The following is a 12,120-nucleotide window of genomic DNA, read 5'->3' on the forward strand; positions in this document are numbered from 1 at the left end:
GTTAGGCGATTTCTGTCACAAAAGACTTGTGTGACTTGCGCACCTTTTTCATCGGCAGCAACCAGTCAGCCCCTTCCTGGCGATATCCCAAAGGCAACAACAACACAGACCGCAGGCCTCGTTCTTTCAGGTTCAGGATCTCATCGACCTTGGCAGGGTCGAACCCTTCCATGGGGGTGCTGTCCACATCCAATTCAGCCGCCGCTGCCAATGCGAACCCTAGCGCGATATAGGCCTGACGCGCTGCGTGGTCATGGTTCACCTGCTCCTCGCGTGGCAAATAGGTCGCCTTGAGATTATCGTAGTACTGATTCAGCATCGGAATTTCGCCGCGTTCATCCGTCATTTGTTGGGTCACAGCATCGATACGATCCGCCGAGTAGTTATCCCAAGCCGCGAACACCAGCAGGTGCGAGCCTTCGGTGATCTGTGCCTGATTCCAGGCATGGGGCTGAATTTCAGCCCTAATTTCAGGGTTGGTGATCAGAAACAACTCAAATGGCTGCGTGCCACTTGATGTGGGCGCCATGCGGATCGCCTCAACGATTTGATCAACCTTTTCCTGAGGAACCGCTTTGGACGGGTCCATTTTTTTTGTTGCGTAGCGCCAGTTCAGTTTCTCGATCAGCGTGCTGTGGGTCATATATTCTGTCCTGTGTCGCGGCATTCGGCCGGGGTAGTATACTTATGTAACTGGCGATATAGGTGACACCAGAAAACGCCACAAGAAGGCACATTACTGAGACCCGGTTACACAGAGGGAACCACCATGGCCCAAACAAACGGATGCCCGGACTGCCAACGCATAAACGAAGTCCTAAGCCGCGTTGGTGATCGGTGGAGCGTTTTGATTGTTATCTCATTGGCCCAATACAGCGTATTGCGTTTCAATGAGTTAAAGCGCCATTTGGGCATTTCCCAACGAATGCTCAGTCTGACATTGCGCGAGATGGAGCGCGACGGGTTGGTCAGTCGCACCTATTACCCAACAATCCCACCCAAGGTGGAATATGCTTTGACGCCTTTGGGGGATTCGTTTCGGGAGCCCGTCACCGCCATCGGTCTTTGGGCCTTGGAAAACTTGCCGAATATTGATTCCGCGCGCGCACGTTATGACGAAGACGCCGAAAAAGAGCCGAAGAGCGCTTGATTGACCGGCATACGTAAGATCAGAGGCTAACCGTAAAAAGAGCCACTAAAGCTCTTCCCCCTTTTTCAGCAACTCATCAATCAGGGCGCGTTGCAAGTTGCCACTATCCCCACCACCATATTGGGCTGCGCCCCCTGAATACAACGTTCCATAGGTCTTGGCGATGTTCACCGCCTGTGCCAGCCCTGAAATAAACTGATCCTTTTCCAAAGGAGCCAACGGGTGAATGAACGTCGCCCACAACGTGTCGTTGGCTATTGCGTATCTTGCATCCAATGCCGTGTCGAAATTCGCTTGCATCATCCGGTTCAGGTCCGCGGCGGTCAGATCCTGCGCCGACCGGATTGGAATCATTGCACGCATCCTGTCGGCACTGGCATCCGTAACAACGATCAAAGGCACGTTGGCCACGGTCATTCGAAATCCCGGCCCCTCGGGTATGGCGTCGGGGTCTAGGGTAAAGATGATATTGCCAAGACGCTCGTAGGTCATCGACTCTTCCGCCTCCTGAGCGAATGCGGTTGTCGCAATACAATACAAGAGAAGTGCAAGGCGGATCATATTTTGAACTCCTGTGAAACTGCTCTCAGTCTAAAGGTGGGACTGAAATAGAGCGAGACACAGATTGGTGAGTGAGGTCTACGACCACTCCCCCGGACATTTGGACGATCTGCAAAGTTGTTAGGTGGATCTGCGATTAAACGTATCGTTGCTTGTGCCTAAGTTGACCTCATCGGGACAAACAAGACCCGAAACACACAGTCAAACACACAGTCAAACACGATAGGATACACGATGAACAAGCTCATTCTCTCTGCCGTTCTTGCCACCTTGCCCTTGATTGCAGCACCCGCATTTGCTGCGGATGAAATCAACGTTTCTAACGGAATTTCTGCAGCAGGTGCCCCGCTAGCGGTGCACGGCTCTGATCCCGTGGCCTTGCTGAGTAGCGGAAAATCTGTCGAAGGGACGTCGGAGTTCTCAGCAACTTTTGATGGTGCTTCTTACTATTTCGCCAGCGCCGAAAACCAAAAGACGTTTGAAGCCAACCCAGCACAATACGTGCCACAACATGGTGGGTTTTGTTCTTTTGGGGTTTCAGTTGGCAAGAAATTCGACGGTGACCCGGATCAGTTCCTTGTCCACGACGGAAAACTGTTTCTTTTCCTGAACGCAGGGACCCGCGAGGCCTTTATGAAAGATGTTATCGGCACTGCGAAAACCGCTGACACCCAATGGGGCCAGATCAAACACACAGCTGTTTCTGACCTTTGATCAATGAACTGGGGCGCGCGTCTGCGTGCCCCAACTTTTGATGCTTTGGGCTTAGCCAGCTACTGAAATTTTCAGCTGGATTTGCTCAATGGCCAAACGCAATGCATCAGTGATGCTCAAGCTACTGGTATCGATCGTGACAGCGTCCAGCGCTGGTTTCAGGGGGGCTTCGGAGCGCTCCATATCCCGAGCGTCGCGTTCTTTGACATCCGCAAGAACCTGATCCCGGGTCACCTGACTGCCATTTCCAGTCAGCTCCAGATACCGACGTTCTGCCCGGACCTCTGCACTGGCAGTGACAAACAGCTTTGCCTCGGCATTAGGGCAAATCACGGTTCCAATGTCGCGACCATCCAATACCGCCCCTCCAGCACGTCGGGCAAACGCCCGTTGGAAATCCAACAATGCGGCGCGCACCTCGGGCACAACGGCAACCCGGCTTGCCGCTTGAGCAACCTCAGCCGTACGCAAGTCGTCCCGGTTCAAATCCTCAGGTAAAAGAGCCAGCGCAGCTGTTTTGGGCTGCTCCCCCAGCAGAGTTCGCCGCCCAACCGCACGATACAGCAGGCCCGTATCCAGATGAGCAAAGCCGAAATGCGCGGCCACCCCTTTAGAGATTGTGCCTTTACCCGCCGCTGCAGGGCCGTCTATTGCTATGGTGAACCGCATCAGTGCCTCTTTCCTATCACTTGGCCTTTATTCTCTGACACGCCAGCGGATGCAATCCCTGAGAGATCACAAGACCGCCCCATTCGCAGGTCTTAACCAGATGTTATTGCGCCGGATTAGTCTGCGCCTCATACACCATGTTTTGCAATGCAGGACGGTAATGGGCCTGTTGCTCTAGGTTTTGAAATATAAAGACAACCGCCATATTTTTGCTCGGACTGGTCCAAAAAAGTGCCGATACAGCCAACCCACCACATATCGCAGAGGGACCCCTTGCCAGCGCCCAGAGCCTGAGTGCGAACACCAAAGCCAAGGTCAATTGTCTTTGATCGAACGGCATATAGGAAGCAACAGGCTCAAGACATCAGATTAGAGTGTACTCCTTGCCTCTTGATGCTGGTTCTGGCTGCAAAATATCTAAAAATAAGTGATCGTTCGCTAATTCCCCTTGATCCCTTAGGCCAGATCACACATCTGCTGTTACGTAATTTCGAAACATTACGCACCATGAACGAGGAAAAACATGGATATCTGGTTTTATGTGGGGATCGGCTTGATCCTTTGGGCCATCAAAGATCTGTTTATGGGATACACATATCTGTGGGAACCAGTCGCCCGAGACGAAAATCCGGGCCTTTATTGGTTCACCTTGGCCGTTTGGTCCCTGATCGGAATCGGAACCATGGGCTATTCTATGGGTTACCTCTGACGCCGCCGTGCATGGGCCACCTCTGGCCCATGCCGTTTGTCGCCTTGTTAGTCGCGGCTGACTTTTGCACCCAACTGCGTCATGAGTGGTTCAAAGATAGGGAAAGACGTTGCAATCGGGCCGCCATCATCCACCGACACAGGATTTTGCGCCCCCATCCCCAGGACCATGAACGACATGGCGATCCGGTGATCCAAAAAGCTCTCGCACGCACCACCACCGGGAACATTGCCAATCCCCATTCCGGTCACCGACCACCAATCAGCGCCCTCATCGACTTCGACGCCATTTGCGCGCAAACCGCGCGCCATTGCATCAATGCGATCACTTTCTTTCACGCGCAACTCTTTGACGCCCGCCATCATGGTAATGCCGGTGGCATTTGCTGCAATAGCTGAGAGAACAGGGTATTCGTCAATCATGCTGGCGGCCCGCTCAGGGGGGACAACAACGCCAACCATGCTGGGCGAGTACCGTGCGCGTAGATCAGCAACCGGTTCGCCACCTTCAAGGCGCTCGTTTTCATAGGTCAGATCAGCACCCATCTCGCGCAGTGTTGTGAACAATCCGGCCCGTGTTGGGTTCAACCCAATGCCCGGCACCAACACGTCAGATCCCGGTGCCAGCAAAGCGGCACATACCGGAAACGCCGCAGACGACGGATCACGCGGGACAGCAATCACTTGTGGTTTCAATTCTGGCTGACCTGTCAGCGTGATCACGCGCCCGTCTGCGGTTTGCTCGGTTGTGATCTCGGCGCCAAAGCCTGCCAACATGCGTTCTGAGTGATCACGGGTGGCTTCTTTTTCAATCACCACGGTCTGACCCGGCGCATTCAACCCCGCCAGCAAAACCGCTGACTTCACCTGAGCAGAGGGCATCGGCACCTCGTAACGCACAGGCACAGGCTCATCCGCGCCAACGATTGTCATTGGCAAACGCCCACCCTTGCGTCCCACGGCCTGCGTGCCAAATAAGGCCAGCGGGTCGGTGACTCGCGCCATGGGGCGACCGTTCAGGCTCGCGTCTCCAGTAAAGGTCACGGAAATCGGGCATGTTGCCACCGCTCCCATGAGCAGGCGAACCCCGGTTCCAGAATTGCCGCAATCAATCACATTCTCGGGTTCGGCAAAGCCCCCGACACCCACACCGTGAACGCTCCAGCTGCCGTTGCCATGGTCAATCACTTCAGCGCCCAGTGCCCGCATTGCTTTGGCCGTGTCCAACACGTCCTCACCTTCGAGCAAGCCCGTGATCTTGGTTTCACCAACGGCCATCGCACCCAAAATCAGGGACCGATGCGAAATCGATTTATCTCCGGGCACTTCGGCCACACCGCTCAGCGGGCCACAGGGGGATGACGTCATCGGGATTGGCGTACCGTGTCCGGACATGAGAGCTTCCTTTTGCGCTAACTTAGCTAGCGAAGTAGCGAATTGGGCCCAAATCGTCCAGCCGCAAAGACACGGGTCAGACCTCACCCAACCACTGCACCGGGTTTTCTTCGGCGATCTGGCGAAAGACATCTTCGCCCAAGGCATTGCGCAAACGAAAGCACACGGCACGTTCTGACAGCTCTTCTTGTCGGGTCATATAAAAGTCAGACCCAAACAAAACACGACTGCGGAGCAGCTTGGTTTCCTCATCCACGTCCTGATCCGGCGCTTCGCCGCCCAGAAACAGGCGAAGGAACGGAACGTAGTCCTCAAAATGAAACAGGGTGTAGGAAATATCGGTCCACAGGCCCGGGTATTTGCCGCTGCAAATCATCTTACGGATTTTGATCTGCCAATTGTCACGGTATTCATCGGCAAAGGGCGTTGCCCTGTCCGGGTTCACATAGGCGGCCCAATCTTTTTGACCGCCGAAATGCGCCAGACAGATACGCAACTTGGGAAAGGCCTTCATAACCGGGATGTAGGCCTCCGGATCGGTATAGCGATCCGCCCAATGGTCAGACAGCGTCCGGCCCTGTACCCCACCACGGGAACAATGCGTCATCAGCGGCAGTCCCAGCTCTTCCATCTTGGGATAGACATGCGCCATCAGTCGTGGATCATCCGGGGCGAATCCAAGGCGCGGATAAATTTTGACACCTTTAAAGCCTAGATCATCAATCGCACGCCACAGCTCGGTCGCGCGGGGGTCTGCGCGTGGATCAATCGTGGCAAAGGGGATGACAGAAGCCCCGACATCAGGATCACGGCGTAAGGCTGCGAGCTCATCATGCTGGTCACGCATCGAAAGCTCGGGCTTTCCATAGCCAAAAGCAGACAGCTCCATCGGCAGTACCACGAAACGGGTGTTCAACGGATAGTGCTGACGCAGGTTGTCCAAGATCGCGCGCTGACTGCCTTCTTGGGTTTCTTGCTGGAACCGATAAAGACGGCTTAACTTTTCAGCGACAGGCTGTTGCCCGATTAAAGCCATCCCGCGTTCCAACCCTTTGATCAGAAGCGGCATTTTTTTAAACGGACGCAAAGCCCAATAGGGATAGTTCACTGGCACATGCTTGGAATGAAACAGGTGCGTGTGGCAATTTGTGATCCGAATGTCAGACATGAAATGCGCCTTGTTAAGTGTCTCAATGAGAACACTCTAACGCAGAACTCAGCCCTGTCGACGAAATGTCAGGTAGTGTGGCACCCTGTCTTCGCGCAATGCCTTTTGCTCGTATCGGGTCGAGATCCAATCATCCCATGGTTCGCGCCAATCGGTGGGACGCTCCGCCAACCATTGGAAACCGGCCTTTGGCACTTCTTCCAAAGTTTGGCGCACGTAATCCTCGATATCAGTCGCAACACGAAAGATCGCGCCGGGCTTAAGTACACGCGCCAAGGGAACCAAATGTTCTTGCGTCACAAACCGGCGGCGGTGATGACGTGTTTTGGGCCACGGGTCAGGGTAAAGCAGAAACGCCTTGGAAATGCTCTGATCTGGCAAAACGTCAAACAGATCGCGCGCATCGCCGGGATGCACCGCCAGATTATCAGCGTTAGCGCGGCGAATTTTCCCCAACAGCATCGCAACACCGTTGATGTAGGGTTCAGCGCCAATAATACCGACGTCCGGGTTGTTGGCCGCCTGATGAACAAGGTGCTCCCCGCCACCAAACCCGATTTCAAGCCAGACAGGACGCCCCCCAAACAATCCATCCAAATCCAGATTGGTGCGCTCTGGGTTGGTTTCCCAATCCACGGCTCCGGGTGAGAGGGCCGCAAGGTCCTCATCCAGATAGGTCTTTTGGCTCTGCTTCAGGTGCTTTCCCTTGAAACGGCCATAAAAGTTGCGATGCGGGCGCTGGGGATGATCGATGCTCATGGCCCGGGGCCATAAACCCTAGATGCCCCGCACGCAAGGTTTCGCTTACTCATCTGCGGTTTTACGCGTTGGAATCACTTCAAAAGCCCCAGAGGCGGTAACCAAACGGTCTTGCCACCTTCCTCAAAGGGTATTCTTAGCGCTTAGGGTATCGACAAAAAGGGACACTTTGGACCGACTGCGCAATACGTGCACCAATCGCTTGGCGCGCCAATCGTCGACAAAAGATAAAGCGCGCAGGCGCCCGTCGTTGTCATAGTTCCAACAGAATTTCAAAAAATCTGCATCAAACCGTTCGGGGCAATTGGGTCCCATATCCGGTCGCGTCTGCCCCCAATATCGAATGGACCGCCAAAATACCCGCCACAGCCGCAAAGGTCGCGGCATGTCTAAAAAGATAATCATCTCGGCCCGTTCAGCGCGATACTCCATGCTGGACGAATGATTGCCCTCGAAAACCCATGCCGGTTGATCTGCCGCAGCCCGCGCCATCTGCATGGTGTCATCTTTGCTGCGCTCGACCCAGTCACCTAGCCAATAGATCGGATCCATATGAACGACGGGCAAATCAAGCCGTGCGCCCAACACCCGCGCCAAAGTAGATTTTCCCGAGCCCGGGCCACCAATCACCATTATTCTCTGCATCAAACACACTCAAAACCTGCGCTCAACCACGACGCGCGCCCAAAAAACGGACAGATAAAATAAAAAACGGGCGACCCACAAGGCCGCCCGCGAATACCAATGTCTTAACCAAAGGGTCAGACTGCTTTTTTCAATGCCTCAACCAGATCAGTGCGTTCCCAGCTAAAGCCACCATCGGCCTCTGGTGCGCGACCAAAGTGACCATAAGCAGCAGTGCGCTCGTAAATTGGCTTGTTCAGCTCAAGATGTGACCGGATCCCACGCGGGGTCAAATCCATCACTTGGTCAATCGCCTTTTCTATGGCCGCGGCGTCAACGTCACCAGTGCCATGAGTATCAGCGTAAATCGACAATGGCTTGGAAACCCCAATCGCATAGCTCAGCTGAATGGTGCAGCGATCCGCCATGCCAGCCGCTACAACGTTTTTGGCGAGATAGCGCGCAGCATATGCAGCAGACCGGTCAACCTTGGTTGGATCTTTGCCCGAGAACGCGCCGCCCCCGTGCGGCGCCGCGCCACCGTAAGTATCAACGATAATTTTGCGACCGGTCAGACCGGCGTCCCCATCAGGGCCGCCAATGACAAATTTACCAGTCGGGTTCACGTGCCATTCGGTTGCGTCGGTCAGCCAACCTTCGGGCAGGACCTCGGTGATATAGGGCTCAACAATGGCACGGATGTCGGCACTGGTGAGTTCTTCGATCAGGTGCTGAGTAGACAAAACAACCGAGCTGACACCAACTGGCTTCCCATTGTCGTAAATGACTGAGAGCTGCGATTTCGCGTCTGGTCCGAGAGCGGGTTCAGTGCCATTTTTGCGAACTTCGGCTAGGCGACGTAGGATCGCGTGGCTGTATTGAATCGGCGCCGGCATCAGGGCGTCGGTTTCTGTCGTGGCATAACCAAACATGATGCCTTGATCGCCGGCGCCTTCGTCTTTGCCTTCCGCCGCATCCACGCCTTGCGCGATATGCGCTGATTGTTCATGCAGCAGGTTGGTGATTTCCACGGTTTCGTGGTGGAATTTATCTTGCTCGTAACCGATGTCTTTGATGCAGGCGCGGGCGATCTCGTCGATCCGCCCCATGTAATCGCGCAGTTTGGCTTGGTCCGACAGGCCAACTTCGCCACCAATCACAACACGGTTGGTTGTGGCGAACGTTTCCGCGGCCACGCGCGCTTCGGGCTCTTCTGCGATGAAAGCGTCAAGAACAGCGTCTGAAATGCGGTCGCAAACCTTGTCGGGATGCCCTTCGGAGACGGATTCCGAGGTAAAAATATAATTCTGTCGGGACATTGAAGTGCTCCATTGGGGTTCATCCATCACGCCAGGAAGCCGTTGTGATGAATCCAGAATGAGATAAGCGTCGGGCTAGGAAGGGTCAATTGCTATTTGTTTCGGTGTGACGATCCTTGCAGCAAGGTCACAGTCAGCAGCGTTAGCACAATGAGAATAAAAATGGGTAAATCGCCGAAACGAGAATAAACCGTCGGCGGAAACGGTGCTGAAAGAGACACGTCCAATGCCCCAGATTCACCTAAAGGTAGACTGTCTGTAACCCGACCAAGTGGATCAATCATCGCAGAGACGCCAGTGTTGGCAGCCCGCAACAATGGCATCCCCTGTTCTATCGCACGCATACGCGCCTGAGCCAGGTGCTGATACGGCCCGGAACGCGCCCCAAACCACGCATCGTTGGTGATTTGCAAAATGAAATTTGCGCGCTCTGGTGCACTATTCAAATCCTGCGGGAAGACGGCCTCGTAGCAAATGAGGGGTAAGGCCTTGCCCAACGCGCCCATGGACACCAATGCAGGGCCAATTCCCGCAGAAAACCCCTGCCCTGCATTCGCAGCAAAGCCGTAGATCCCGAATTTGGCCAGAACATCCCCAAACGGAACGTATTCGCCAAAGGGAACCAGATGGTGTTTGTCGTACACACTGGCCTGTGCGCCAGTCTCATCCAAATACAATAGCGAATTGAATATCCGAGGGCCGTCTGCGCGGCGAATGCCCAATGCGACAGGCGTTCCGCCTGCAGCCACCACAACCTGCCGCAACAACGGATCCGCATTGTTCAGCCACTGAGGAACCGATGTTTCAGGCCAGACAATCAGATCGGGACGATCCCCTTGTGCCGTTAAAACCAACTGACGTTCAAAGAACTGCCAGACATAATCCGGGTCCCACTTCTGGTGCTGCGGCGCATTGGGCTGAATCAAACGCACAATTTTGCCCGTCTCCGACGTCTTTGGTTGCAGGTTTTCAGCGACATAGCCGCCCCCAACGAAACAAACAGCGGGCAGAGATCCCAGAACAGCGCGCCGCATCGACCACGGTGATACAAGCAATTGCCCCGCAGCTAACGCCGCCCCCGTCGACAACAACGCAACCCAGTGGGATCCACCCCACGCGAGCATCTGCGCGGCACGGGTATCGACCCAGACCTGCGCCAACCCCGCCCACGGAAAACCGGTCAAAACATAAGCCCGCGCGAATTCTGCCAGAGCCAGGGTTGCGATCAAGGCCCACGCACGCCCGTCTGGCGTGCGGGATAGACGGGCAGCAGCCCCAAACGCTGCTGCCCAAAACAAGGCAAGACCAGCAGACATGAACAGCAACGCAAAAGGCGCCATCCACGCATGGCGTTCAGGATCAACCAGAAAGGGCTCGACGATCCAGACAAGCCCATGCGCAAAATAGGCAGTTCCAAACGCCCAACCCAACAGCGCCATCTGCCTGCGCGAGTGCGCAAATCTAAAGACGTTAGGAAGCAGGAAAAACGCAGCCACAGTGGCGGGCCAAAAGTACAGCGGCGCCAACCCAAAGGCGGCGACAAAACCCAATACCAACACGGCACATAGGCCCTGCCAAAATGGCCGCCCCTCGGATTGGGTCATTCGGTTCTGTCAGGCAGGATCACGCGCAACCGTTTGATACGGCGGGGATCGGCGTCAATCACTTCAAACTCCAAGCCATCTGGATGCGACACCATTTCACCGCGCGCAGGCACACGGCCGGACAACACAAAGACCAGCCCACCAAGAGTTTCAATTTCTTCGTCATCGATATCTTCGTGATTGGTCAAAGACCGACCAATCTCAGCCTCGAATTCATCCAATGGAGTTCTGGCCTGCGCCGTGTAGCATCCCGGTTTTTCTTCGATCCATTGCTGGTCTTCGTCGGTGTCATGCTCGTCTGCGATCTCACCGACAACTTGTTCGATAAGGTCTTCGATCGTCAAAAGACCATCGACTCCTCCATATTCATCGATCACCAGCGCCATGTGACGTCGTTCGGTCTGCATCTTTGTCAACAACACCCCGATGGGCATCGACGGCGGCACAAACAGCAATGGACGCAGCATTGAGGTCAAATCAAAATCCGTGGAATTCCCGTTAAACCCATGGGTCAGCGCAAAATCTTTGAGATGTGCAAACCCGAGAGGCGTGTCCAAAGTTCCCTCATAGACAGGGATACGGGTCAGCCCGCTGTCCCGGAACACTTGAACCAGCTCATCCTTGGCAATCGTATTAGAGACCGAAACGATTTCAGCGGTAGGAATGGCCACATCTTCGACCCGCATACGGCGTAAATTGATCATCCCGTGGGGTTCTGCCACGACAGCCGGATGTCCGTTCTCGGGCAAGACCTCACTGTTCTCAGGTGAGGTGAATGCATCTTTGATGCGGGAAAAAAGCCCTAGCTTTTCAGCACTATTTTTTTTCATGTCCTGAGGCTGCGCGCGTTGCGCTGCGTTAGAACTGCCGTCTGTTTCGCCCATTATTCCCATTCCAAAAGTGAGCTCAAAGGCCCGGTCTTATACCCTATATGGGTCTTCAATCCCCAGTTTGCCAAGTATCTCGACCTCAAGTCGTTCCATCAAAGTGGCATCCGGGTCACGGATATGGTCATACCCGAGCAGATGTAAAACCCCATGAACCATCAAATGCGCCACATGATCTGCCATCGGCTTGTCCGCTGCTTCGGCTTCGCGGGCGCACGTATCGTAAGAAATCGCAATATCCCCCAAAGGGATTTCGCCGGTGAAATCCGGCTCAGGATGTAAAGGGGTTCCCCCCGGCACTTCAGCGCCCAACTCCTCGGCGGGCCAACTGAGCACATTCGTGGGTGTTGGCTTTTCCCGAAACTCTGCATTCAGCGCAGCTATGTGCGCGTCATCGCATCCCAGCACGCTGACTTCGCACGTTTCCGCATCTAGCCCCATATGGGCCAGCGTCACTGAAACTGCCCGCTCAGCCAGCGGTGGCAGACTTACCCAGCGCGGGTCTTCTAAGGTTATATCCAAGGTCATTTTCGGCTCCGTCGCGGCGCAGGCTTCCCTGCGC

Annotated in this window: 14 protein-coding genes and 1 riboswitch; of the genes, 3 read left to right on the plus strand and 11 right to left on the minus strand. The window is 54.8% G+C overall.

The window, feature by feature from the left end:
• Position 1 precedes the first annotated feature (1 nt).
• Positions 2 to 643 (minus strand): NAD(P)H-dependent oxidoreductase, encoded by a 642-nt coding sequence (locus ABWV33_RS07005; protein WP_353329665.1) that lies wholly within the window; start codon positions 641 to 643, stop codon positions 2 to 4.
• Positions 644 to 769: 126 nt separating this feature from the next.
• On the opposite strand from ABWV33_RS07005, the gene ABWV33_RS07010 reads away from it, so the two are divergent.
• On the plus strand, positions 770 to 1,150 hold the full coding sequence (locus ABWV33_RS07010) for a winged helix-turn-helix transcriptional regulator (RefSeq protein ID WP_353329667.1): 381 nt from the start codon (positions 770 to 772) through the stop codon (positions 1,148 to 1,150).
• A 45-nt stretch (positions 1,151 to 1,195) separates the two neighbouring features.
• On the opposite strand, the gene ABWV33_RS07015 is transcribed toward ABWV33_RS07010, so the two are convergent.
• Positions 1,196 to 1,711 (minus strand): hypothetical protein, encoded by a 516-nt coding sequence (locus ABWV33_RS07015; RefSeq protein WP_113825136.1) that lies wholly within the window; start codon positions 1,709 to 1,711, stop codon positions 1,196 to 1,198.
• A gap of 234 nt (positions 1,712 to 1,945) precedes the next feature.
• On the opposite strand from ABWV33_RS07015, the gene ABWV33_RS07020 reads away from it, so the two are divergent.
• Positions 1,946 to 2,425: a YHS domain-containing (seleno)protein gene (locus ABWV33_RS07020; RefSeq protein ID WP_353329669.1), complete on the plus strand. Its 480-nt coding sequence runs from the start codon at positions 1,946 to 1,948 to the stop codon at positions 2,423 to 2,425.
• A gap of 51 nt (positions 2,426 to 2,476) precedes the next feature.
• On the opposite strand, the gene cmk is transcribed toward ABWV33_RS07020, so the two are convergent.
• On the minus strand, positions 2,477 to 3,094 hold the full coding sequence (cmk, locus tag ABWV33_RS07025) for a (d)CMP kinase (RefSeq protein ID WP_353329671.1): 618 nt from the start codon (positions 3,092 to 3,094) through the stop codon (positions 2,477 to 2,479).
• Positions 3,095 to 3,617: 523 nt separating this feature from the next.
• Here cmk and ABWV33_RS07030 point away from each other — a divergent pair.
• Complete coding sequence (locus ABWV33_RS07030; protein WP_121998512.1) at positions 3,618 to 3,803, plus strand: hypothetical protein; 186 nt, start codon at positions 3,618 to 3,620, stop codon at positions 3,801 to 3,803.
• Positions 3,804 to 3,850: 47 nt separating this feature from the next.
• Here ABWV33_RS07030 and aroA read toward each other — a convergent pair whose 3' ends face one another.
• The 8 genes from aroA to ybeY all read right to left on the minus strand — a co-directional run bounded on the left by aroA (position 3,851) and on the right by ybeY (position 12,086).
• Complete coding sequence (aroA, locus tag ABWV33_RS07035; RefSeq protein ID WP_353329673.1) at positions 3,851 to 5,197, minus strand: 3-phosphoshikimate 1-carboxyvinyltransferase; 1,347 nt, start codon at positions 5,195 to 5,197, stop codon at positions 3,851 to 3,853.
• A 76-nt stretch (positions 5,198 to 5,273) separates the two neighbouring features.
• On the minus strand, positions 5,274 to 6,365 hold the full coding sequence (locus ABWV33_RS07040) for an amidohydrolase family protein (protein WP_353329675.1): 1,092 nt from the start codon (positions 6,363 to 6,365) through the stop codon (positions 5,274 to 5,276).
• 48 nt (positions 6,366 to 6,413) lie between these two features.
• The gene (gene trmB / locus ABWV33_RS07045; RefSeq protein ID WP_113825145.1) at positions 6,414 to 7,124 is read right to left on the minus strand and encodes a tRNA (guanine(46)-N(7))-methyltransferase TrmB; all 711 of its coding nucleotides are present in this window, start codon (positions 7,122 to 7,124) and stop codon (positions 6,414 to 6,416) included.
• 123 nt (positions 7,125 to 7,247) lie between these two features.
• Complete coding sequence (locus ABWV33_RS07050; RefSeq protein ID WP_353329677.1) at positions 7,248 to 7,769, minus strand: AAA family ATPase; 522 nt, start codon at positions 7,767 to 7,769, stop codon at positions 7,248 to 7,250.
• A 116-nt stretch (positions 7,770 to 7,885) separates the two neighbouring features.
• Positions 7,886 to 9,067 (minus strand): methionine adenosyltransferase, encoded by a 1,182-nt coding sequence (gene metK / locus ABWV33_RS07055; protein ID WP_353329679.1) that lies wholly within the window; start codon positions 9,065 to 9,067, stop codon positions 7,886 to 7,888.
• Positions 9,068 to 9,072: 5 nt separating this feature from the next.
• Positions 9,073 to 9,121: riboswitch (SAM-SAH riboswitch) on the minus strand.
• A gap of 38 nt (positions 9,122 to 9,159) precedes the next feature.
• The gene (gene lnt, locus ABWV33_RS07060; protein ID WP_353329681.1) at positions 9,160 to 10,671 is read right to left on the minus strand and encodes an apolipoprotein N-acyltransferase; all 1,512 of its coding nucleotides are present in this window, start codon (positions 10,669 to 10,671) and stop codon (positions 9,160 to 9,162) included.
• Positions 10,668 to 11,555, minus strand: a complete 888-nt coding sequence (locus ABWV33_RS07065) for a hemolysin family protein (protein ID WP_353329683.1) — start codon at positions 11,553 to 11,555, stop codon at positions 10,668 to 10,670. Before ABWV33_RS07065 ends, lnt begins: the two co-directional genes overlap by 4 nt.
• Positions 11,556 to 11,591: 36 nt before the next feature.
• A complete protein-coding gene (ybeY, locus tag ABWV33_RS07070; protein WP_113825155.1) occupies positions 11,592 to 12,086 on the minus strand; it encodes an rRNA maturation RNase YbeY in 495 nt (164 codons plus the stop codon).
• Between the last annotated feature and the right edge of the window lie 34 nt (positions 12,087 to 12,120).

This window comes from Phaeobacter sp. NW0010-22 (assembly GCF_040365955.1).
Classification (GTDB): Bacteria; Pseudomonadota; Alphaproteobacteria; order Rhodobacterales; family Rhodobacteraceae; genus OMPR01.